Source organism: Natronospira bacteriovora (assembly GCF_030848495.1).
Taxonomy (GTDB): Bacteria; Pseudomonadota; Gammaproteobacteria; order Natronospirales; family Natronospiraceae; genus Natronospira; species Natronospira bacteriovora.
The window spans coordinates 546,350-569,178 of the sequence record NZ_JAVDDT010000002.1; the positions used below are offsets into that span (position 1 = coordinate 546,350).

The 22,829-nt window shown below is 63.3% G+C and carries 23 protein-coding genes; all 23 read right to left on the reverse strand.

Annotated elements, in window-relative coordinates; translation table 11 throughout:
* Positions 1 to 9: 9 nt before the first annotated feature.
* Positions 10 to 3,222: a hypothetical protein gene (locus tag RBH19_RS05455; RefSeq protein ID WP_306727794.1), complete on the reverse strand. Its 3,213-nt coding sequence runs from the start codon at positions 3,220 to 3,222 to the stop codon at positions 10 to 12.
* On the reverse strand, positions 3,219 to 3,632 hold the full coding sequence (locus tag RBH19_RS05460; protein ID WP_306727795.1) for a DUF6950 family protein: 414 nt from the start codon (positions 3,630 to 3,632) through the stop codon (positions 3,219 to 3,221). Before RBH19_RS05460 ends, RBH19_RS05455 begins: the two co-directional genes overlap by 4 nt.
* Positions 3,629 to 4,273: a hypothetical protein gene (locus tag RBH19_RS05465; protein WP_306727796.1), complete on the reverse strand. Its 645-nt coding sequence runs from the start codon at positions 4,271 to 4,273 to the stop codon at positions 3,629 to 3,631. Before RBH19_RS05465 ends, RBH19_RS05460 begins: the two co-directional genes overlap by 4 nt.
* Entirely contained in the window at positions 4,270 to 4,887 is a 618-nt protein-coding gene (locus RBH19_RS05470) for a hypothetical protein (protein ID WP_306727797.1), read from the reverse strand. The genes RBH19_RS05465 and RBH19_RS05470 overlap by 4 nt, the downstream gene beginning before the upstream one ends.
* Positions 4,884 to 7,448 (reverse strand): phage tail tape measure protein, encoded by a 2,565-nt coding sequence (locus RBH19_RS05475; RefSeq protein WP_306727798.1) that lies wholly within the window; start codon positions 7,446 to 7,448, stop codon positions 4,884 to 4,886. Before RBH19_RS05475 ends, RBH19_RS05470 begins: the two co-directional genes overlap by 4 nt.
* 109 nt (positions 7,449 to 7,557) lie before the next feature.
* The gene (locus RBH19_RS05480; RefSeq protein WP_306727799.1) at positions 7,558 to 7,932 is read right to left on the reverse strand and encodes a hypothetical protein; all 375 of its coding nucleotides are present in this window, start codon (positions 7,930 to 7,932) and stop codon (positions 7,558 to 7,560) included.
* Entirely contained in the window at positions 7,929 to 8,312 is a 384-nt protein-coding gene (locus RBH19_RS05485; protein ID WP_306727800.1) for a hypothetical protein, read from the reverse strand. Before RBH19_RS05485 ends, RBH19_RS05480 begins: the two co-directional genes overlap by 4 nt.
* 2 nt (positions 8,313 to 8,314) lie before the next feature.
* Positions 8,315 to 9,292, reverse strand: coding sequence for a phage tail tube protein (locus RBH19_RS05490; RefSeq protein WP_306727801.1), 978 nt, complete (start codon positions 9,290 to 9,292; stop codon positions 8,315 to 8,317).
* Between the two features lie 6 nt (positions 9,293 to 9,298).
* Positions 9,299 to 9,553 (reverse strand): hypothetical protein, encoded by a 255-nt coding sequence (locus tag RBH19_RS05495; protein ID WP_306727802.1) that lies wholly within the window; start codon positions 9,551 to 9,553, stop codon positions 9,299 to 9,301.
* Positions 9,550 to 10,020: a hypothetical protein gene (locus tag RBH19_RS05500; RefSeq protein ID WP_306727803.1), complete on the reverse strand. Its 471-nt coding sequence runs from the start codon at positions 10,018 to 10,020 to the stop codon at positions 9,550 to 9,552. The genes RBH19_RS05495 and RBH19_RS05500 overlap by 4 nt, the downstream gene beginning before the upstream one ends.
* Positions 10,017 to 10,412, reverse strand: coding sequence for a hypothetical protein (locus RBH19_RS05505; RefSeq protein ID WP_306727804.1), 396 nt, complete (start codon positions 10,410 to 10,412; stop codon positions 10,017 to 10,019). The genes RBH19_RS05500 and RBH19_RS05505 overlap by 4 nt, the downstream gene beginning before the upstream one ends.
* On the reverse strand, positions 10,409 to 10,867 hold the full coding sequence (locus RBH19_RS05510) for a hypothetical protein (protein WP_306727805.1): 459 nt from the start codon (positions 10,865 to 10,867) through the stop codon (positions 10,409 to 10,411). Before RBH19_RS05510 ends, RBH19_RS05505 begins: the two co-directional genes overlap by 4 nt.
* 86 nt (positions 10,868 to 10,953) lie before the next feature.
* Entirely contained in the window at positions 10,954 to 11,946 is a 993-nt protein-coding gene (locus RBH19_RS05515; RefSeq protein ID WP_306727806.1) for a hypothetical protein, read from the reverse strand.
* A gap of 66 nt (positions 11,947 to 12,012) precedes the next feature.
* Positions 12,013 to 12,363: a DUF2190 family protein gene (locus RBH19_RS05520; protein ID WP_306727807.1), complete on the reverse strand. Its 351-nt coding sequence runs from the start codon at positions 12,361 to 12,363 to the stop codon at positions 12,013 to 12,015.
* Positions 12,364 to 12,415: 52 nt separating this feature from the next.
* Positions 12,416 to 13,543 carry a hypothetical protein gene (locus RBH19_RS05525; protein WP_306727808.1) on the reverse strand — a complete coding sequence of 376 codons (1,128 nt, stop codon included), beginning with the start codon at positions 13,541 to 13,543 and terminating at the stop codon, positions 12,416 to 12,418.
* A gap of 3 nt (positions 13,544 to 13,546) precedes the next feature.
* Positions 13,547 to 13,777: a hypothetical protein gene (locus RBH19_RS05530; protein WP_306727809.1), complete on the reverse strand. Its 231-nt coding sequence runs from the start codon at positions 13,775 to 13,777 to the stop codon at positions 13,547 to 13,549.
* A 158-nt stretch (positions 13,778 to 13,935) separates the two neighbouring features.
* A complete protein-coding gene (locus RBH19_RS05535; protein WP_306727810.1) occupies positions 13,936 to 14,145 on the reverse strand; it encodes a hypothetical protein in 210 nt (69 codons plus the stop codon).
* A 903-nt stretch (positions 14,146 to 15,048) separates the two neighbouring features.
* Positions 15,049 to 17,208, reverse strand: coding sequence for a structural protein (locus tag RBH19_RS05540; RefSeq protein ID WP_306727811.1), 2,160 nt, complete (start codon positions 17,206 to 17,208; stop codon positions 15,049 to 15,051).
* A 10-nt stretch (positions 17,209 to 17,218) separates the two neighbouring features.
* Positions 17,219 to 19,081: a hypothetical protein gene (locus RBH19_RS05545; RefSeq protein WP_306727812.1), complete on the reverse strand. Its 1,863-nt coding sequence runs from the start codon at positions 19,079 to 19,081 to the stop codon at positions 17,219 to 17,221.
* Positions 19,062 to 19,769: a hypothetical protein gene (locus tag RBH19_RS05550; protein WP_306727813.1), complete on the reverse strand. Its 708-nt coding sequence runs from the start codon at positions 19,767 to 19,769 to the stop codon at positions 19,062 to 19,064. Before RBH19_RS05550 ends, RBH19_RS05545 begins: the two co-directional genes overlap by 20 nt.
* A gap of 86 nt (positions 19,770 to 19,855) precedes the next feature.
* Positions 19,856 to 20,152: a Mor transcription activator family protein gene (locus RBH19_RS05555; protein WP_306727814.1), complete on the reverse strand. Its 297-nt coding sequence runs from the start codon at positions 20,150 to 20,152 to the stop codon at positions 19,856 to 19,858.
* Positions 20,139 to 21,206: a tyrosine-type recombinase/integrase gene (locus tag RBH19_RS05560; protein ID WP_306727815.1), complete on the reverse strand. Its 1,068-nt coding sequence runs from the start codon at positions 21,204 to 21,206 to the stop codon at positions 20,139 to 20,141. Before RBH19_RS05560 ends, RBH19_RS05555 begins: the two co-directional genes overlap by 14 nt.
* Before the next feature lie 689 nt (positions 21,207 to 21,895).
* A complete protein-coding gene (locus RBH19_RS05565; protein WP_306727816.1) occupies positions 21,896 to 22,723 on the reverse strand; it encodes a helix-turn-helix domain-containing protein in 828 nt (275 codons plus the stop codon).
* Positions 22,724 to 22,829 lie beyond the last annotated feature (106 nt).

The window sequence follows — 22,829 nt, forward strand, 5'->3', positions numbered from 1 at the left end:
TGCAGCCTCCTACGGCTTGATTTCGTCGTTGTTGTGGCTGAGCACCCAGCGACCGGGGATGTCGCCGGCCAGGTACTCATGACCGCCCACGCTGATGTGCGCGACATACTCGCGCAGATCGGGGTCGGCGGCGGTGATGCGGTCCCAGATGATTTGGCCGTTGTGCCAGATCGTCACGGTGTGATCGCCAGCCCGCAGGGCACCGGCAGGTACATAGCGGCCGGGGCCTTTGTGCCCGTCGATCTTGATCGCGGTCGCATGCGAGAGCGTGAGCTGATGTCCGCGTTCGGTCGTGAGGCGGATGCAGCGCACGGGCTCAGGTGAGCGGCGCACAGCAATGACCTCGCGCTCGATGCGCTTACCATCCACCACATCCCAGAGGCGGTCACCGATGCGCACATCACCGGCTTGCAAGTCCTCTCTGACCCAGGCATCGACGCAGACGCAATCGGGCGGACTGCCGCCGCCCGAGCCACCTTCGCCGACCGTCACATGGCCGCCGACGTAAACATTGCCGTCATCGGCCACGACGTCTTGCACAGTCTGCGTCGCGAGGTAGGCGACTGAGCCGCCCTGGTAATCGGGATCGCTGCAGTAGATGTAGTAGGTGGTCTCATAACTCAGCCCGGAGATGTCGCCGCTGCCGTAGCTGACGGTGCCGGCCGAGCCACCACGTCGGGTGTGTGAGCCGACGGTGATGGTGACGGATGAGCCGTCGTCGACGCTGCTGATGGGGTATTCATTCTGGAGCGCGGGGCTCCTATTAAAGCCGAGCAGCGCCATCATGCCGCGCATGTCGGTCAGGCGGCCATCGTTGATGGGCAGGGCCGTGCCGCCGATGGAGACGGTTGGGAACGCAAACTCGCTGGGGGTCTCGTCGTTGCCGACGAGCTCTTCGAGCATCACCCCATCCAGATAGAGGCCCCCGCTCGTAAAGGAATCCGCATCCATCCGCAGGTTTATGTTGATTTCCGTTGTATTGGGGCCAGTGGTGAGCGTGGCGGTGTAACGAGGCCAGCTGCCAGTGCTTGCGGACACTGAGAGGTTGGCAAACACCGTCGAACCCTCATCGTCCTTCCACCGAAGGCGGACAGACCCATTCCCGCTGCCCTCTCGATTTAAATAAGCGCTGAAAATATACGTGGTATTCGGCGACACCGGGATGTTGTGGTCGCCGGTGGCCGGTGTAAACCAAAAGAATGACGTCTGATCGCTTTCGGTTTTAGTGAGGTACAGGAATCGCTGCCCGTATTTAGCCGAGATGTCGCGCAGGCTGCGGTAGGTTTCTAGGTTCGCATTAACGCGTGCTCCCGCATGAGGCGGCAACACCCGCTCGCTGAAAATGCTGTAGCGCGCCGGCATGATGTTCACACCGCGCCCGGCGGTGTGATTCGCCGTGTTGTCCGCCCCGTCGGCCACGGTCTTGCCCTGGCTGCTGACGGGCTCGGTCCAGTCGCTGGGGTCGGAGCCGTAGGCCTCGCATCGAGCGCGGAACCATTTGAGCGCGCCGGTTGTATCGGGGTGGTGGTAACTCGCCGAGCGTTGCAGTGGCGCGTCCTGCCATGTGCCAGGGCTGCCGCTGCTGTCGTCCGCGATCTGGATGCGGAGGTTGTCCCACAGCAATGGGTTGGGGGTGTCGACCGCGAACTCGATGCCGTCCGCCACGCTGGTCACGGTAGCGTTCGTCGGCGGCGGGACTTCTTCGGGCGGCACCACCGGGGTCTGGATGTCCTCCATCTCTTCGAGGTCAGCGGCGGTGACAGTCCAGACGGATTCGCTGTGCTCGCGAAAAAGGAGCGAGACGGGTTCGTTGGGCGACCAGGTGTGGTCGACCATTTCAAACGTGTTGCCGCCGATGGCGGTGTCGGGCAAGTCGAAGGTGTTGGTATCGTACTGCTCCAGCAGCAGGCCGTTATAGTTTGCCTGGAGGGCGACGACCTTCTGATCGCGAGTCTGGCGGGCGCGGACAATGGCGAGATACTGTGCGCGGTATTTATTGGTGATGCCCTCGGCGCGGATCACGCGGGGCAGGCGCTGGAAGTTATCCTGCTCTTCGTAAGCCGCGCTGGTGAACGGCAGGCTGTTGACAAACTCCCAGTTGTCATTCGGGGAGACGTGCTCGACCGTCACACTGTTGTAGACCTCGCCCAGCTCCCGGGCGGTCTTGACCTCGATCTCGCCAGCGAGCCAATCCTGGTCGATGACTTCACTGGGCGCGGTATAGCCGCCGGCTTTAAACACCCATTGCCCGCGTACTTCGCGAATGCGGCCAAGCATCGTTTGCTCGATGCGCTCAATATTGGTCTTGTGGTCGTCGGCGTCGCAGTAGAGATCGCAGCGATACAGCGGGATGGTGGTGGTGCCGCCATTGCCGTCCGGGATCTCCAGGTCCTCGTCGGAACGGTTGGCGGCTGCCGCCACGCTCGGCCAGATGATCGTGTCCGCGCCGAAGCCCCCGCCGCAGTGCATCACCGGGCGCGTGAGGTAGTGCGCACCCTGCAGCGCCGGATTGCGCGTATACTCCCATGTGGCCGGATCGTTCAGTCGGTTTGAGCCGCTGCCGCCGTTGGTCGAATCCTTGCGCGGGTCGTAGCATTTCTCGCCGCGCACCAGCGAGCTGATATGCCCGGGCCAGCCGCGCGGGAAAGCCTTCTCAAACGCCTCGCTACTCTCGGGGATGACGGCCTCGACTACCGTGTAAGCCACGCCCTTGCCCTTGTGGCTGGTCTGCCAGCCGGGGTAGCCCTGCAGGCCGTCTTCGACCAGCTCGCTGATCTCGTCCTGGGTCTCGAGGCCGGTGCGGCGCCAGACGCGGACAACGCCGGCGAAACGACTGTCGCCGATCACATAGCCGTCGGCATCGATGTCCTCGTGCGGGATGCGCTCATCGCCGATCCACACATCGCGAATCGCTTCGACGCCGTGCTGCGTATAGCAGTGGGCGACACCCCACCACAGCGTCTCTTGGTAATGACTGCGCCCCGCAATCTGTACCCCGCCCAGGCGGCGCTCGCCCAAACACATGCCGATTTTTTCCGTCGCGCCCCGGGCGTTGATCTTCTGATTGAAGTCCCACTCCGGCATGGGGTCGGCGTTCATCGATTCCTGAATGCCGCCCAGGGCCAGCACCGCGCCCATCCGGGCCACGCCCCAGTTGCCGGTGACAGCACCGCCGACAAACAGCACCGCGCCGCCGAGGATCCGCGAGTTACTGCTACTCATCCGACCCTCCACGCCAGCCGCGCCTGGCCCAGCATCTGCCGGGTCTGGCCGCGATTGCACACCGTGGCCACGCGAGCGCCCAGCACCACGCCCAGGGTGTCGCCGCCCTGATCCGCCCACGGCCCGATCACGACATCACCCCGCCGGGCTTGCAGCGGCGCCACCGGCTCGCCCAGGCGGTCACGGCAAATAGCCTCGAGACTGCCGCCCAGCTCATCGATCAGCGCGAATGCCTCTTCCTGGCTGGCGTACTCACCGCGCACGTCAGCGGCCAGATCCTCGCCCGTCATCGCCTGGATGGCCCCGGCCACGAACAGGGTGCAATCGTGCTCGCCGTAGGTATGCGGCCGGCACTGCACGGATCGCAGGTAGGCATTCAGGCGGCGCTCCCAGTTCGACCGCCGAATCATTTTGTTCTCCATCGCATCTGGGCATCCTGCTGGTTCTGGATAAACTCGCCGGCATCGTTGAAGCCGCCACCTGGAATGCGCGTGATGTTCCGCGCCCAGCGGATCTCCCGGCCGGGAATGTGGCGCACGTCATTGAAGATCGTGTCACCGGGGAAGCGCTGGGCCTGGGTCTCGGGGCTGGCGGAGAGCATCGAAGGGCGGCGCAGCTGAATGGTCATCGACTCCGCCGAGATCACCACCTCCTGCGTGTCCTGCGCGATCCGCACCGACGACTGCCCCGCCCGCCAGTCGCCCGCCAGCACCGGGCTTCCCAGCACGTCGAAGGTGTCGACATCCAGCGCACACCAGTACAGGCGGATCCGGCTCCAGAGCGTGTACTCGGTCTCAAGCTGATGCAGGATGTCCGCATCCACACCGGACAGCACCACCTCCGTGCGCACCGCCCGGAGCTCATCGGTATGGCGCACCTTATCGATCCCGCCCCACGACCCATCGGGCGAATACACCACGCCCTCGTGCTCCATCTCACGCTCATGGGTCGTGGTCGCCGCCAGCAACGACGGAAAATCGATACGCAGCAGCTCGCACCAGCCGAAGCGGTTACCGATGACGGCGTCCTGGAAGGCCACAGGGAACGTCATGAGCCCGCTCCGGCGGTGGGGTCTTCAATGAAGCCAACCGACAGGCCGGCCTTGCGGGGCGAACGCCACTGCACGTCCCACTCATTGGCGTTGGCCAGCTTGAACAGGGCCTTCGGCGATTCAATCTCGATGGCCTCCCCGTCTGACGGGAAAGTGCGCAGCGGCTTCGCGATAGGGATCTCGGCTTCCCCGCTGGCGTTGGCATTCACCGTGGCCGTGACACGGCACAGCTCGTTGCTGCTCAGGCCGATGAGATCACCAGGTTCCAGCACGGCGGTGGCCGATGCCGACCAACCGCGAGTCGTCACGATCTTGCCGGCGGCCAGTGTGCCGTCGACCACCGGGTTGCCTGAGCCGCTGCCATACCGCTGATAGGCCCAGTGGGGCATGCGCGTCCAGGCGGCATTGGCCAAAAGCTGCTCGAGGAACATTTCCACCAGCTGGCCATCCCGCCCGCGCAAGCGCGGGAAGCCGATCTCACAGGCATAACGGGCGCCGGGCCGCACCATCTCCTGCATGGCGCTGCTCAGAACGGAAAGGAAGCGGCCGTTGTTGGCGACCATGCCCCAGGTGGCGCGGCCGGGGTGGCGGATGTTCGGGAACGGGACGATCAATTCAGCATCCTCCCTTCCATCAGATCCTGAACTTGCCGAAGCGTCTGGCGGCGCTCTTCCGCCAGCCTCTGCTCAAGCTGCATGAGCATGGCCGGGTCTTGATTGCCCGGGGCGTTGATGATGGTGTCACCGACGGAAATGGCCTGGCCGCCGCCGGCGGCACCCAGTCGATGGTTGGGTGTGATGCGGCCATCGCGGCCACCCATCATCAGGTAGTCGCGACCACCGACGGAGAGCATTTCACCGCCCTGCTCGTTGACTTCACGAAGACTGCCTCGGTGCACAGTGCCGCCGAGCGCAGAGCCGCCGTCCACTTCGGGCTCATCACCGCCGCCGAACATGCCGGCGATCGCACTGAAGAACCCTCCACTGCCGGAATCCTGTCCAAGCATCCGCGAGGCCATGGCCTGAGCTTCCATGCGGATGATCATGTTGATCCACATGTCGAGGATGTTGTCGAAGTTGCCCCTCATCATTTCTTCGAGGGTATTGCCCAGGGTGTTCTGGATATTCCGCTGGCCCTGGATGGCGTACTGCGACATGTTGTCGACGGTCCGCTCGAAGTTCTCGTCCATGCGCTCCAGCGCCGCTTCGAACTCCTCCTCATCGATGTCCAGCACACCGGCATCGAACGCCTCCTGGAGCTGCTGGCGCTGACGGATGTGGCGCTCTTCGGCGGTCATCAATGACGCCAGGGTGGACTCGGCCCCGCTCCGCAGTTCGGTCAGTACGCGTTCACGCTCCGCTGCTTCGTCTTGCGCGCCCAACCCGGCAATGAGGGTCGCGGTACGGATTCGGATCGCGTCAGCCTGCTCCTCCGTCGCCGCCTTGCTCGCCATGATTTCCCCGCGCCAGGCGATCTCTTCCGCCCGGCTCATGCCCAGGGTGGCGATCTCTTCATCCAGGTTGTTCATGTAGCGCTGGAGTTCAGCAGTCAGCTCCGCCTTGGCACCGGCGTTCCCTTCTGTGCTGAGGGTATTGCGATTTGCGGCATCGGTCTGGCGGTCCGTCGAGTCGGCTGACTCGTCCCCGGCCATCGACAGGCGCCTCAGGTTTTCTTCGAGCTGCTCGATTTCACGCTGATTTTCAGCCAGGGCATCGCGCGCATTTTCAACCTGCTCCTCCGTGCCCCAGCCCGCACCGACAGCAGCCTGACGCTGCTCAAGTCTGCGCTCGAGCCGTTCAGACTCGTCGTGCAGATCATTGAGGGCGACAAGGTTCTCCTCCATCGCCTCTCGGATCCTGGTCTCTCGCAGGTTCTCCATCGAGCCAGTGAGTTGGTCCACCTGCTTCGTGAGCCCCTCGGTGTCGACGCCGGCTTCTCGAGACGCCATGGCCCACATACCGAGGGCTGCGGCGGCACCGACAATAAGCCCCGGTACACCCCCAAAGAACGCCAAAGCACCACTGGCAATCCTGGCGTTACGGGCAACGACCAACAGCGCCTGGCCTTTGGCCAGCAGCGCGGGTGTCATGCGGGCTACCATCGTCGTGGCCAACACGCCGAGAATCAGGTTCATGTTTTCAGCGAGAAAGATCGTGCCGCGATAGCCCTCCTGGCGTTCGCTCAGGTGCTCATCCATGTCAGTGATCACACGAAGGAAGGTGGTGCCCCGCTCCGTCACGCCACGGAAAGCGCCACTAAGGCCGGCATCGCCGGACTGCTGGATGAGCTCTGAGAAGGCCGAGCGCAGTTCGCGAATGGCGCCCGGCAGGTTGTCGGCCATGGTCTGAGCCATTTCATCGGCACGGCCTTCGGCATCTCGGAAATCGCCGGTGAGCTCGCGCAGCTTCGCGCCCTGGTTGACCAGCTCAAGAATCGCCGGGCCGCCACGCTGGCCGAAGATCTGGAACGCCTGGCTGGCATCGAGGCCCGCGTCATGCAAGGTGTCCATGATGTCGGCGAGGCTGTTTGCCTGGGGATCTACATCCGCCATCTCCACGCCGAGATCATTCAGCGCATCTTTCGCCGCGCCCGTCGGGTTGACCAGGCTGGAAAGGATCCGGCGGAGACCGGTACCGGCAGCCGAGCCCTGAATACCGGCATCGGACAAAGCGCCCACGGCGGCCGCCGTCTCAGAGATATCAATCTGCAAGGCGGCGGCGACAGGGCCAACAAACTGCATGGCCTCGCCCAACTGCTGGATGTTGGTATTGGTGGTGCTGGCGGCGGCGGTCAGGGTGTCCGCCACCATCGGCATCTGCGCGGCTTCCAGGCGGAAGGCTTGCAGCACATTCGAGGAGATATCGGCGGCGCGGGCCAGATCCATGTTCGCGGCCGTCGCCAGGTTGAGTGTGGACGGCATCGCGGCAATGATCTGGTTGGTATCAAAACCCGCCTGGCCGAGGAAGCGCATACCCTCCGCTGCCTGCTGGCCGGAGAACAGCGTTGTGGCACCCAGCTCGCGGGCCTGGGCCTGCATGTCCTGCATCTGCTGCTCATTGGCCTGAGTCACGGCCCGAACGCCGGACATGCTCTGCTCGAAGCCGCCGATCTCGTCGATCACATGACGCAAGGTGAAGCCGGCACCGACGGTGGCCAGTACCCGCTGGAAGTTCATCAAGCCGCGGCTGGCTCGCTGGCCGGTCTCGCCGGTACGCTCCAGATCGCCACTGACATTCTGCAGATCAGCCCGGACCCGGCCCTGGCCATCCACTTGCACCCGGATTCTAAGGGTTTCCTGCGTCACGGCGCTCTCGCTCTACCTTGATGCGTTCGGCTTCCATCACCTGCAGCTTGTCCAGCAGGTCCGCGTTCCACTCCACGTCCATCGCGCGGGCGATGGACTCCAGGCCTTCCAAGCGAGGGGCTATCGGGATCTGGCAGCGAACAGCGTCCTTTCCCTGGCCGGTTACATACGTGCCGATGTGCCACTGCCTCCAGCCGCGATAAAAGACCCGAGCGGCGTCGGCGTTCTCCGGCAGAATGGCCAGCCACTCTTGGGCTGGACATTCCTCACACAACCAGGGCTCGTCCCGCTCGGCCTTACACCCCTCGCAATAAGCCGCGTTTGTCACGCTGGGTGAGTCGGCAAACCATCTCACCCAGCCTTGGAGTTTCCCCGTGCGGCCAGCCCGCTGGAGGCACGGACCAGCTGCTGGCCGATAGCCCACGCGGCAACTTGGTGGTCCATCACGGCCTTGAGGTTCTCTGGCGTGAACGGCACCTGCTTGCCGTCCTCATCCAGAGGGCCGTTCCGCCAATCCAGCACATGATTGAGCAGCGTCTCTTCGGCCAGGCGGTCCTGTTCAGCGCCTTTCTTGAAGCTCTTAATGCGCTCGTTGAAAGCCTCAAGCTCCGACCGCTTCAGCAGCCGGAACTTGACCTCAAAGGTCACTTCCCGAACCTGCCCGGGGTTGTCCGGGTCCGGCTCGGAGATCGGCACTTCCCACCAGACGTCGTTATGCTTTCGGATCACAAACATGATCAGTAGCTCTCCACCTGGTTCTTCAGCACGGCCTTGGCCAGGGCGCTGCCGTCCTGGAAGCCCTGGAAGTCAAGGGTGATCTGAACGCCACGCGGGCCGTCGATCTCCGGGCTGTTGCGCTGGAAGCGCAGCTTCTCCAGATCCAGCTCAAAGAACTCGTTGCCCGCCGAGCCGGAGCCATCACCACGAGACAGCGACGCGACGATGCGAACGGTGTCGCCATCAATGGCCTTCTGCAGGAGATCGGCGCTGGTGAAGCGGGCCGTGATCTGGCCGCTGACCAGGAACCAGCCTTCCGGGATATCCACCCGCTCCCCTTCGCCGCCGACGACATACTGGTCGTCGTCCAGGTCGTTGGAGAGCGTGGCCCGAAGCTCGGTGATGTTGGCCAGTGGCTGGTCATTCATCTGCAGGCCCGCCCGGAAAGCGGTGAACGGCGTGAAGCCGGTGTCCGTGGGGTCGGTGTCCAGCGGCGTCTCGTTGAGCGTGTGAGCCGCGCCGAGGAAGTCCCAGTTGATGGTGGGGTAGCCGTTGCGCGGCAAGTTGAACTCGGCCGTGGAAACCCGGCAGCCGAGATACCGTTCCACGCGACCGCTCCCGGAAATCACCGAGCCGTGGTCCTTCTCCAGCAGCAGGCTCTTCTCAAACCCCTCCTGGTTGACCGTGAACTCGTGCTCGTAAGGGCCGGCGCCGGTGGTGCTGACCTCACCGAAAAGGTGTTTGAGCAGCAGGCCAATGTTGGCGGCGTCCACCTCCCCAACCATGGGGCCGGCCACATTCTTGTTGCCCAGGTCCGGCTCGGCACGGCCGCGAACGCCGCGCAGGGTTTCGCTCTCTTCGAGATCCTGCTGCCCGCGCACCCCGAAGGTGCGGAAGAACAACCGGTGCCCATCGGCCGGATCCGGGATCTGGCTCAGTGTGTCCTGCTCATAGGCCACCACCTTTGTGCGGTAGCCGCGGGCCTGCTTGTTACCCATGGTGCGTTACTCCTTCTTGGTGGTGCTGCTTGCCTTCGCGGGAGGATTCACGCGAAAACCCTTGACCGTCACCAGGCGATGGGCGCGCTCGGGCGAGACCTGCCCCTTGCCCTCGCCCACCGTGTAATCGACGCCCGCGCGGAAATCACCGCAGGCACGAATGCCCGATCGATCCAGTCGGATGACATCACCGGCCTTGACGGCCAGCGACGGGCTTGTGTGTTCCGGCGGCGTGTCCTGTTGTTTGTCCTGCTTCTTCATGGCTGGAATACCTCGTAGATGGCGGAAATCTCGAACTGGATCCAGTGGCGCGGTTGGCCGGTCGGGTTGCCGGCGTCGGTCTGGAAGCGGGCAACATGCGCCTCTTCACAGGCCGGGTCCTGCTCGTCGTCCGCCAGCTCCGGGCGAACCATCAGCGCCTGCACCATGAGGTCCACCAGCTCAGCGGACTGCTGCACGGCTTTCTCCGGATCCTGCTCATGCCAGATGAACGCAACCGGCACCGTCACTTCGGGGCGCTGCATCTCGTTACCCACTTCCAGGGCGTTCTGGCCGTTGCCGGTGACGACATACAGCGCCGGAAGCTCGCTGCTATGGATCTGCTGAAACGGTTTGTTGGCCTTGAAGCCCTGGATGGGCTTGCCGAAATGCTGTTGGGCCCAGGCGGCCAAGCCCTCATCTTCCGGCAACAGCGTCTTCACCCGCTCCAGCATCAGATCCAGGCTCATTGCCAGACCTCCCGCAGGCTCTTGGCCATGACAGCCGTGCCCTGCTCTTCCACCTGCCGGGCGGCATCCGCCGCGAACGGTCGGCCGGCGACCCTGATATCGCCGCGCTCCCAGCCCTCATGGACTGGCAAGGCATGATCAGCCGTGTTGAAAATCACGATGGCGCTGCCGCGAGCTTCGGCACCCGCGCCACGAAACAGCGTGCCGGTGCGGTTGGGCACGGGCGGGTAGTCGCCAGGCGCAGCCGTGTTGGAGCCCCTCAGGCGGTCCTGCTGCTCTTTCTCGGCCAGCGAGGTCAGCCGCCGCATGCCGCGATGGAAACCCGACATGACGGACTGCGCCTTACGGCGGAAAGAGCGGGCGATCATGTGGCCATTGGTCAGCAGCTTCATTCGTTCAGCTCCCGCTTGATCAGGCCGCTGTGTACCGTCCCCGTCTGCAAATGCGTGGTGCCCCGTGTCGGGCCCTTGAGCAGATCCAGATAACTCCAGGCCATCTCCTCGGCCCGCTGGGCGTTCTTCTCGAAGTCCGCATAGAGATTGCGGAAGCCGGTCTCGCGGGCATTCATCGCGCTGGAGTCGCTGTACTGCTTGCGCCGGCGCCAGAGTTCCGCCGTGGCGAAGTAACGCTCAGCCTGCCGGGCCTGAAACTTCGCGTTGCTTTCGTCGCCCTCCTTGAGCTCGGTGTACTTCGCCTCACCGATCACACCGACCACCTCCATGCGGGCATCCGCCAGCACCCCTTTGAGGTACTCGGTGAACTCACCGTCATGGCCCGGGAACTGCTCGGCGGTGAAGCCGCTGTTCTTCAGGTCACCGGCTTTGGCGATGGTCGGCGAATCAGGCACTGCGCTGGCTCCTTATCCAAAAAGGCCCGGGGCGGTTGCCCCGGCCCCGGGCCTTTCAATCAGCCTCGGTCGTTATCAGGCCGGGCTTACTGCGGCGTGATCTTGCGAAGCTGGCCGGTGTTGCCGATGCCCAAGTTACGGCGCGCGCGGTAGACCCAGTTATCCGAACCGGCCTGCCAGTCACGACCGTATTCCGCGAACAGGGCATCCCACTCGACATCAAGCATGTCGTGCCCAGGGAGAACGATGTGGATACCATCTGCCGGTGCCAGCTTCCGGGTCATGACCGGGCGCATGGTGTAGGCAAACTGCGAACCGGAGACGTTGTCGTTCGGCGCGGTGTAGGCGGATGCAAAGGCCTTCTGAACCTGAGTAATGTGGTTCGGATTGAACACCATCGCGAACTCAGCGGTGGAGTCCGCCACGCCGTAAAGATCGCCGACATCCTCCAGAATCTGGGTGGCCGCCTTGTTCGCGGTCATAACCAGGTCGGTGTCCCAGGTCTGGGTGATGCCTGTCAGGGCCTTGATCAGTTGAGCGGCCATGTCAGCGACATAGTTGTCCCACTTGCCCGGTACGGTCTGGAGGGCGCGCTCGAAGACCATGTATTCATCAAACCGCTGTTCATCATCATCAATGCCAAGCGCACCGTGATGGGGAACGGAGTGGATCATTTCCGCGCCAGGCGCTCTGATCGGCTGGATGCGTGCCTTCTCGCCGTGCCCGCGCTCCTGGAACTGAATCTGGCCGCCGTTGACAGAGGCATACTTGTGCGTGGGGTTGTTGCTCGAACGCTTGTCGACATATTCGAACAGACTCAGTAGCCCGAGGTCGGCGCGGGCGCTGTAGACACGCACATCGATTTCTTCACGCTGGGGCAGCTCGTTGTGGCCGGGACGGGTGGTCTTCATACCCTCGCTGACCATGTGCTTGAGCGGTGCCTTGCCGCGAATCTGGTTGAAGTAGTCGCTCATCGCCTTGGCGACGGACTTGCGGCCACGTGGATCATCCATGCGGGCGAGGGCCTTCTGCCAGTTGATGCCCGTGGGGATCCCGTTCGGGGTACCTTTGAGACTCATGCCTCAGTCCTCCTTCCTTTTGGTGTTCAACTGCCCCGCCGATGCGCGGCCCGGATCAACCTGGTGTTACAGGTTGATGCTGTTGTCGAGTCGGAAATCGGCTTCCTCGCCCGAGGTAATCGGGCCCAGGAACATGCCGCACTTGGTGTTGTCGGTGCTGGTCGTGGTGACCTGGCTATCACTGGCATCCCAGTACGCGGCTTTGCCGGCGGCATCCGCGTCCGTCACACCGGAGGGGGCCACCGCCAGTTCGGACTGGTGAATGAAGCGCCCAACCTCGCCGTTGGCGATGGTCTCGTAGGCCACGCAGACCAGGCCGTTGATGATCTGTACATCGCCGACTTCGCGATCGGCAGTGGCGGTCGCCTCCAGGGTCTCCAGCCGTTCGGTGCCGCTCAGAATCTTGATCTCGTCCATCGTTCCTTACCCCGTGTTGATGAATTTGCCCGGGTGTTGCAGCTGCCGGCGATTACCCGCCGACAGCGGCCTTGGTCTGGCTGTCGTCCCGGAGGTCGTCGTCGCCCTTGCTGGCCTCGGTGGCGTTCGGATCCGCGCCCTCGATGCTGCCTTCGCCGGTGTCCTTCACCGTCTTCTCCAGCATCTCCACGTACTGCTTCGTGTGGGCCACGCCGTTCTTGCGGTGGAACTCCGCCGCCTTCTTGGCGTCGGCGTCGCTGTCACCGATCTGCTTCGCCAGGCGCTGCAGGCGGACGGCCTTGCTCACGAGCTCGTCCTCGTACTGCTTGCCCGATTCCACCAGGGCCACCAGGCGATCCGGGCCGGCCTTCTCGTCGCCCGCCGCCTTGGCAATAGCTTCGAGGGTCTTGCTGGCCTTCTCGCCGGCTTCGGCCTTGCTCTGGAGCTGGCTCAGCTCGGTGTCCTTGGCGGACAGCTTCTGTTCGAGCTGCTTGAGCTGTTCTTCCAGTTTCATGTCGGAGTCCTCTTCACGATTGAATGACTTGATCACGCGGGCGCCGGGCTGCGCGCCCAGCCATACCAGCGAGGCCTCGGAAGCCTCGGCCGGTGCACGATAGATGGCGGCCACCAGTTCGTCGTTGACGAACACAGGGTCCAGCTCGGCGTAGCCGAAGCCGATGCTCACGTAGCGGGCAATGCCGCTATCGAGCTTGATGCGCAGGGTTTCGTTCTCGGATGTCTTGGGCAGGTAGGCGGAGGCTTCCAGCAACACAGCCTCGTCGCTGTCGTTGAGCCATTGCAGTTCCGGCTCGCCCAGGGCGGCGCGGGCCTCGGACTGGCTCATGCGCACGGTCCGCGCCTGGAACCACAACCCCTCACCCGGGCCGGGATCGCCTTTGTGGTGGTTGGGGTGGATAACGAAGAAGCCCTTGCCGGGCAGCGTCTTCGCGAAGTCCTCCAGCACGTCGGCAGAGAAGACCTCCAGATCCCGGTCGATGGCGTTGTGGGCAACGTAGAAGGTGCGGACATAGACATCGTCCGCCTTCAGCTCCTCAAGCGCCCAGCCGTTGATCAGCGCGAGCTGCTCATCGGAAGCCGCTTTCGCGCCTTTCACGCGGACGGCGCGGCGTTCCTTGATCGCCGGCACCGCCGAATCACGCTTGAGGGCCAGACCCGCCATCGCTTACTTGCCGCCGTTCTGGGCCTGGGCCAGCGCCTTGTTGCGGCGCCGTGCCTGATCAGCGGTGATCGGGCCCTTGTAGCCGGGCTTCATGTACTCCGGCTGGCTCTGCCCGCGCTTGGCCTTGTTGGACTGCTCGGCCGCAGTCGCCTCGGAAGAAGTGCCATCCTTGGCAGCCTGCTCCTCGCTCGCCCCGCTCTCATCCTGTGACTGGTCCTGCTTGTTCTTCGCCATCGGTCGCTCCCGCAAGTGGCACCATTCGCTAATGCTTCGCGTGAAGGTTTAGCACCCGACCTGCGGAAGTGTCGTCCGAAACACTTCACTTTTTTCGGTTCGCTCATAAAAAAACCCGGCTCAAGGCCGGGCTTTTAGGGCATCAGTTTTGGTTATGGCTATATCTTTCCTGCCACCTTTGCATCGTATAATCGGGCGCCCATTTCCAGCAGGGCGGCCTTTCCCTCCTCTGATGCAAGCCGTTCACATGCTTCCTGGGCTGTGATGCCTGCCTGTGAAAAAACCTTCGCCATAATAGGCGCTGCTTTCAACGCGTGCTCCGCCGATACCTCCCCAAAATCAAGCGGGTCTTTCTGATTCACATCCATGGCGCTTCCTCCAGCCATCATTTTGATTCTCGCCGAGCGAAGTGGATACACCCGAAATCGGCTCCCACCAAAACACCTGAATCATGCCCGGTTGGAGCCACAGCCATCTGGTCCTGCTTCATCTCCTGATGATCAAACGGCAGAACACCGCAATCCCCAACCGCGACCGCGCCTTGATGATGATCATCAGGGGTAAAATGTTTACAGTCCCTGCAACGGCCTGTCATCTGATAACCCCCAGCCGCCTACAGGTTTTATCCAGCAGCAGATCCACTTTTAGGTCAGCGGCGAGAGTCCGCACAAAATGGCGCATCGCCTTATGCAGACGCCGTCTGGCATGGAGAAAGCTGTCGCGGTACCAGCCTCTATCGCTCATGCGCATAAAAACCTCCAGCGAGTTGCAGGTTTGCCTGACAGTGTAGCTCAGCCAGGCTGGTACTGGCACACCCCGTCGGGTGTGCTTTCAAGCCACTGACCTATATCCCAGTCGGCTTCGTGGCTCTGGCCGCACCCTGGGCAGTGGAAAAGCTCACCGTGTCCGGGTGGCGGATCAAGATCAAAATCGATCAGCGAAACAGGGCAGTCGTATTCGAACCAGCGATCTCGGTTATCCATAGCTAGCTGCTCACCGCTCTGCATCGTCCAACAATTCGGCAGCATTGTCATGGAGGTACCGAGACACGCGCTTGAAACCCTCTTCCTCAGAGTCCCGCGGAAAACCCCTGAAGCGTACGCGAGCCGGATAAACCTCCGAAATCTCACCACCCTCCTCCAATATCAAAACGATTGACCAACCGAAACAATGGAGGATTCTGTTCACAAACCAGAGCATTCCGGAGTCCCGGAACTCATGCCATGTCTTTTTGCTAACCATCTGTTCGGCCATTGTTAAGACCTCCAATATCAGTCAGACCGGGCACGGGCGCTACATCGGCACTCGGGATGGCTGTCCTGTCGCGGCGTGGGGCCGGTACCCACCAGGTAGGGACCGCCCTCGCCCAGACGAATGCAGATGGGGCAGGCGCCGCCCGCGTAGATCCAGTCGTATTCCTCCACCCCGTTCTCGGCGTACTGGGCGAGCTTGCCCGTGAACTGGGCGTCGCCGATCTTGGTCCGCGCCAGGCGGCGCCAGTTGTAGTCGTGGGCGTCGAAGCGGCGGCGAAGGGCCCGGGCCACATCACGCGGATGGCTGCCGTCGTAGGCGCCCTCCATGAGCTGCTGCAGGACATCATCGCGCAGGTCCCGATCCACGGCCCGCTCGATGGCGTTGAAGCTGTTGACCTCGATGCTGCGCCGGGCACGGGTCCGCACACCCTCGGTGATCGCGTCGGTCAGGCCAGGCTCGTTGGCGGCGTTGGCCGTGCCACGGGCCCAGGCCTCGATGGTGTTGGTCGTGAAGTCAGACTCGGCCGAACCCAGCGTCTGCTTCAGCTCTTCGTTGATGCGGCGCAGGCTGTCCGTGTTGCCCAGGTCGAAGGCAAAGACCAGCTCGTCGTCCTGCTTCTGAGCGCTGCCACCAGCGGCCTTGTAGTCGTCCAGGTCCAGCACGCGCAGGAGCTGATTGTAGGCATCCCACCAGCCACTGAGCAGAAAGCTCTCAGTGTCGGACTCCAACCGTTCCAGCGCAGCGTCATCCTCGGCAAACGCCTCCTTGTGGCCATGGCCCTTGTCGTGATGATGGCCGTTACACCCGCGCGCATGCTTGGCGGGGGCTTGGTAGCCTTCGTCCGTCGGCAGGATGATCTTGCCTGTGCGGTCCACATAAGCGCGCTGACCTTCCCCGCCGCCGTTTCTGTTGCCGCCATCGACCTGCCCGCGCACCATCTCGGCCTGGGCGTCCAGGAAGTTGGCCTGACTCTTCGCCACCTGGTCCGCGATGTTCGGCAGGTCCTGCTCCAGGTCCCAGTCCCCCGGGCTCCAGGTGATGCCGCGGGCACGCAGGGCGGTGGCCACCAACTCCTTGAGCTGAATCTTGCGGGCCGTGAAGCGCGTGCGTGAATCCTGCAGCAGCAGCTCGCTCTGTTTGTTCGCCAGGCGCTCGGCCGTGGACCAGTGGAATGCCAGCAGCCAAGCGGGCAGCCGGGTCTTGGCCACCATCTGCTCCAGCACATGGCGGGCAGGCTCCTGGATCTCGAGGACCTGCCCGTCATGGCCGATCACGCTGATCTCGAGGTCATCATCCTTTCCGATCGCCGTCACGAAATCCTGGACAGTGCCATCGCCTTTCGCGCTCAAAAGCGCCTTGAAGTCGCCGGATAGCTTCTTTCGGCGCCGCTCCAGCTCGTCCCTGTCGAGGCGGGCAGCGGCCTTGTACTTCACATGGTAGTTCGGGTCGCCAAACCGTTCCCAGACCTTCTGCGTGCTGACATCCATCGCAATCAGTATCCGGGCAAGGAAGGGCAGTGAACGCAGCATGCTAGTGCCGTATGGGTTGCCGCCTTCGGAGCGATGGATGTTATGCACCAGGCGCCCGCGATCAAGCTGGGTGAAACCCGCCTGCCCGGGATGCTCAGCCCCTGCGAAGTTGTTGCGCAGTATCCGAGCGGAACGATCGACACCGCCAGTACGGTCGTGCGTTACACCCGGCGGGCGATACCAGACTTCGAGCGTGCGGCCGTTCTCCCGGCGGAAGTGGACGCCCTTGGAGTCCGCCACCACCAGCCGTTCCAGGTCGCTCATGTCCCGGGCCATGACCTGCTCACCAACGGCAAAGCCCTGCTCGTAGAGCTCCTGGCCCATGGCCTCGTAGAAGGCCTGCAGGCCACGCTCCTCGTCGTTGACGATCACGCCTTCCATCCAGTCACGGATCTCGCGCTCGAGGCGGTCGCTCTCAGCCACGGGCTTGATGATGCCGTCGAAGACCACCATCCAGTCGATGGCCGCGTCCACAAACGGGATACCCTCACGGAGAGCCTCCAGCAGGTGGGGGTTATTCTCCCTCGGTACCCACTGCTCCATGATCGCCTGATAGGGGCCGTAGGGGTTGGCGTCTCGCGGCAGGATGTCGCCCTGGGCGGGTTCCTTCATGCCACCACCAAACAAGCTCATCATTCGCTGAAACATCACTCTCTCCTCAGGCGGCGCGGGACTCCGAGCCACTGGCAAACAGATCCGGGGCGCCCTGCTCGTCGTCAAACGAACGGCGCAGCATCATCAGGCGATCGGCGTCGATCACATGGTCGTCTTTCTTCGCGTAGATCGGGAAGCGCGTGCCCTCGCGAGCGGTGTGGTTGCTATAATCGCTCACCGTGTCCCGGTCGTAGGGATAGGCAAAACCCACGCGCTGCATGCGTTGCAGCAGCAGATCGGTGGCCAGGTGCTTGGCGGGCAGGCGCTCGGCCTTTTCCTTGCCGCTGCTCTGGTCGGTCTGGATCAGGGCTTCGCCCTCTTCGTCCACAGCATCCAGCCACCCGCCGAAGTTGAAACCTGTCAGGCGTTCCTCGAAGTGGGCGTCTTCGTAGTCTTCGAGGTTGTAGAGCATGTTCATCACCGCCGCGCCGGCGCTGCCCATGTCGATCCCGCCATGCAGTGCCTGGCCATGGATTCGGTCCAGGCAGTAGATCAGCTCACACTGCACGTCGTAGCTGACATGCTTGGCGTGGATCCGCCCCACACAACGCAGCTCGTCGCCGCGCTCCTGCCAGACACGAATCTCGGTCGGGTCATTGCGCAGGCCAAGGTCAGCACCCAGCCAATAGCGGGCCGGACCCAGGGGCTCGAAGAACTCACGCAGCAGCTTGTTCACCACCTCGCGGATGACGGTGCGGTCCTTGGCCCGCCAACCCGAGAGGCTGTCGTAGCGATCAGCCAGCACTTGCCGGTGCGGGTGCTTCTTGCCCTGGTCGCGCTTTAGCTCAATCTCGTAAGCCTGGACATGCACCGAGCCTTCGCTGGTGTTCTCCGTCAGCCGCAGGCAACGGTACTCCGGCACATGGCGGAGGTTCGGCTCGAACACCGGCCAGGGGAAGACCGGGTTCTCCTGCTGGCCATGCAGGCCGAGGACGTTGCGCTGGTAGCCGGGCTCGCCTTCTCCGCCGAAGTTTTGAATGGCCTCTTCTTTTCGCTCTTGATTCCAAAACGATTCAGGCTGGATGGTTTTCGGCCAATGGAAAAGCCGCATGCCTTTCTCGCCAGGCCGTAGATTAAGCCGGGCCTCTTGACACATGCGGTAATAATCCGTCTGGCGATCACCGTCCGGAACCGAATAACACCTGAACTTACAGCCGGGCATCATTGCTCGAAAGAACTCGGACCAGATGACTTTGTGCTTGGCCTTTGCCGACTCATCGAACAGCGCCATGGCGTTCACGTGGACACCCCGGAAAGCCTCACCATCGTGTCCACTGGGCCGAAAATACACGCGACCCGGGCCTTTGGGGGTGCGAAAACGAGCCATGTAGTGAGGTGTTTTCTTCGGCTTACGCCAGTGGTAGCCGATGATGGGCTTGCCGCCTTGATGGTCTTCCTCGACGCCCAGGTGCTCCTCCATCGCCATGATGATCTCGTCCAGGTGCGTCTGCTGCGGTGCACCAACCAGGATGCTCGGACGGCGGATGCTCATGCCGAAACTCGTGCACATACCCCACAAGATCAGAGCGATGATCTCCCGGGTTTTACCCACTTCAGCGCCATCCTGGTGGACCACATTCTGATCCCAAGCCCTAATGCTGGGGCGCTGGTAGTCCCAAAACTCGTAGGGCTGGCCCGTGTCCGGGTCGGTGAGAAACGCGCGGCACCACAGCACCGGGTCTTCCATCACATACAGCAGCTGCGCCTGCTCCAGCGAGATGCCGTACTCACCGCGATCCAGCGCTCGCCAATGCCAGCCCTTCTGGTCCAACCACCACCCGAAGTCTTTGCGGTCCACGACGCAACGCTCGGCAATCTGCCGAATCTGCTGCTGCTCGGTCTTGTCCTCAGTCCGAGTCCGGGCCATCACGCAGCTCCTCGAAATCGCCGTCCACGGTATTGCGGCTCACCGGCTTGCCGGCCGCCGCCGCCAGACCCTCGAACATCTTGCGCACTGGATCGTCTTCGTCGTCCGGGTCCATGAACTTCTCGCGGCTCTTCGGCGTCGCCATCATCTCCGGCATGGTGATGCCGAGCTCGCGCACCAGCTTGATGAAATGCGGGAGCGCGGGATGGGCCACACGCTTTGTGCCTACAGGGCCTTCCTTGCCGTAGATCGTCTGCTTGATCGTGGCACCGTCGCGGTTAATCTCATCCCGCAGCTGCTGCAGGATCTCGATCGAGCCGGCCAACTGGGCAGCCGCCATGGCATTCACGCCCTCGTATTCGCCCCGCTGGATGCCCGTGATGATCGAATCGAAAGCCTCGACATAGACCGTCTTGTCCAGGCAATCACCGCCGGCCGATGTCAGCCCCTCTAGCACCAGGCGGCAGGGGTGTTCCGGGTCCTGGTCCGGGTGGATCGGGCAGGTGCTCTTGCACGGCCGCCCGAAGCTGCCGAGCGACATACCCGTACCCAGAGCCATGTCCTGCGCCGCGCTGCGCTGGCCGTGGACATAGGCATTGCGGGAGCTGCGAGCCTTGCCCTCGGGCGTACGCGGGCCGGTGGAGTGCTCCGCCGCCTGGCGGCGCTGCTCCAGGGCCTTATCGCTCATCGTGTAGCTCCGCTTTTTGCCAGACCTTTTTTCGCTCATCGCCCCAACCTTGGCTCACAGACCCCGGAACTGTCGTCCGAAGTGCTTCACTTTTTTCCCGCCAGGATTTGACGCACCCACCGCGGGCTCAGACCGTAGCGTTCCGCCAGCTCGCCGACATTGGCCCCGTCGAACTCCACCCGGATCCGCTCGTCACGCAGCTCGCGCTCCAATCCCACCCAGAACGCATCGCGGTCCGGCACATGCGGCTTACCCGGCCCGAGGTGCCTCAGCACCGCGTCCAGGGCATCCGGCCCAACCTCCAGGCCCAACGCCACCAACGGGCTGTGGTCCGGGTGGAATCGCTCCAGCAGGGCCATGCGTGGATCGTCACTGCTCCGCATTGCTCTCGCTCTCCAGGTTGCCCATCTTGTGCCTCAGCCAGAGCGGCACATCCCGCTCATCGCCAATGATCGCCCGCAGGCGCCGACCCGGGATCCGGGCCTTCTGCATCCGCTCAGAAACCGCCAGGTAGCGCCGCGTGGTCTCGATGCTCTCGTGCCCCAGTAGCTTGCGGATCTCCTCGATGTCGCTGCCGCTGTCGTAGAGCTCGGTCGCGAAGGTCACGCGCAGCATGCGCAGGCCGAAGGGCGCCACCTTCGCCCGCTTCGCCACGCGGCCCAGGGCCTTGTCCAGACCGCGCTCCGTGATCGGCCGGCCGGCCTGCTTGCCCACGGTCGTCCACAGCCGATCAGGCTCCAGCAGGTCGAGCTGGTCCCGCGCCTGCAGCCACTCCAGCAAGGCCTTGATCGCCGGGCCCTCGAACGAGACCGTCCGTTCCTTCGCGCCCTTGCCCCGGAACCGGACCCGGCCCATACGCTCCCGCAGGTCCAGATCGCCCAGGCACAAGCGCCGGATCTCGATGGGCCGCGCGCCGGTCGAGAGCAAAAACACCAGCAGGCAACGATCACGCAGCGCCGTCAGGCCGGGGCCACTGGTCGCCTGGATCAGCTTTCGGACCTGGCGGTGCGTCAGCTTCCGGGCCTCGGTCTTCGGCTTGCGCGGCCCCCGCACATCCGCCGCGGGGTTCGGTTCGCCGCTCTCCAGCGACCGCCAGGCGAGGAACGACCGCAAGGCCACCAGCAGCACCTGCCGCGTCTGAGCCCCCAGGCGCCGCTCCAGGTACAGCGACTCCATCCAGCCGTCCACCGTGTCGCGGTCCACACCGTCCAGCCCGTTGGCCGGCCCGGGCTCCAGCCACTGCAGGAACTCGCCCACGGCCCGCAGGTAGCGATCGCAGGTACGGACCGACACGCCCCGCGTCACACGCAGGTGGACGCCCCAGCGCAGCCACTCCTCCCGCGCCTCAGGCCACGGCGACAGTCCCAGATGCACCCGGCCCACCGTCCGGGCCAGATCGCCACCCACATCCTGCAGCGTGCGCAGATACTCGCTCATCCCCCCGCGCCCCCCTGGGCGGGCCCCTGAGAGGCCTCCCATTTTTGAGAGCCAGTACCTGGTCGCGGATAGGGGGCTCTGAGTACCAGCTTTCGGTGGGGGGTACCCCCCCTGTTCGGTACCGGTCCGTACCCACACGCCACAGCCCGCGCCACCACTGGCCTACAGCGCCACCCCATTCCGCTAATCCGCTTCGATTGATCGAGGCATGAGACCGACCCCGGCAGGCAGGGCCCAGCGGGTTTCGCCCGCAAAGCCCGCAGTGGCTGGAGGGCTGGAACGCAGTAAGGCGCAGCCCGGAGGGCGGCGGAATACCCCTTCACCGAACACAAAGGCAGCGAGAACGGGAGAGAGATCACCGTCCACCCCCAAGAGACCTGCGCAATTCGGCGACGAATCGGCGCCTTGTCTCATTGCTGATCGGCGGCGCCGGCAGGCTGCGGAAGACTGGAACCGGACGGTGGCGACACAATTCCCGAAACTCAGGCAGGCTCGGCGGCCACTCGTACCCACCGCGATCCACCAGGTCCAAGCCATGCCGAATCTGGTCGTTGCTCATGCCATCCAAACCTCGGCCCCACTCGGCCATGGTGGACGACACGCCCTGATCCGGGATTTCGCCAAACTGCTTGGTCCACTTAAATCCGAACCGCTGAATCATCCGCTGCCAGATAGCCCGGGTCCTGGCCTCATAGTCCGCCGGACCCCTCGAGCCACCGCCGGTTACTTTCTTCGGCCCGTTCTGCAACGCTTTCGCTGCCAGCTCGTGAGCTCCTCGCATCACTGGATCTCCTGTTGTCGTCTCTGAGGATTCGGTCCACATACCGGGGACCAATAGGATTTGGATCGCCCTGGTTCTTCCGCATGCCCAAAGCAACTCGGCATGCTGAATCCACCTGGCTTGCCTGGTAGCCATCAGTGATCCACGCCATCACGATCCGACGATCAGTGGCGGTGAAAAGGAAGCGATCTGGGGTGCCGTGTTTTTGCAAAATTTTCACGGCTTCGACGAAAGAAAAATTGTTCGGCTCGGCTCGGGTTTCCTCGCGCGTAGAACCGAGCCGATAGTACTGTCTATCTATAGGTTCTAGTTCTTTAATAGGAGTAAGGGTGACAGGGTTGTTACCCTTTTCATCCGAAAGGGTGACAGGGTTGTTACCCTTTTCACTCTCGGAAAGGGTGACAGGGTTGTTACCCTTTTCACTCTCGGAAAGGGTGACAGGGTTGTTACCCTTTTCCTGGTCCCACAGAATCCGGTATTGAGTCTTCCTTGTCCGGTGGCCACCACCCAGTTTTTCGATCCACCCGAACGCCACCAGCCGGCCGATGGCTCGCGAAACTGCCGTCTCGTGCATGCCGGTCTGGTGAGCAATAAGCTGGCGTGGACAGGCGAACGCATCTCCCTGCCGCCGGGGATCGTGCGTGCATAGGTACCCCAGCACGCGCAGATCTGCCGCGCGCAGGCGATCGTCCTGGAGGACCTGGTAAGGGAGGGGTGCAAATCTACGGGTGGGCATCGCTCCCCCACTTGTCTATAGCGAGTGTTATCTCACCATTCACAAGCGGAAAAGCAGCAAACACAAGGTCGGGCACGGCCGGGGAATCAATATATATTATGACAAA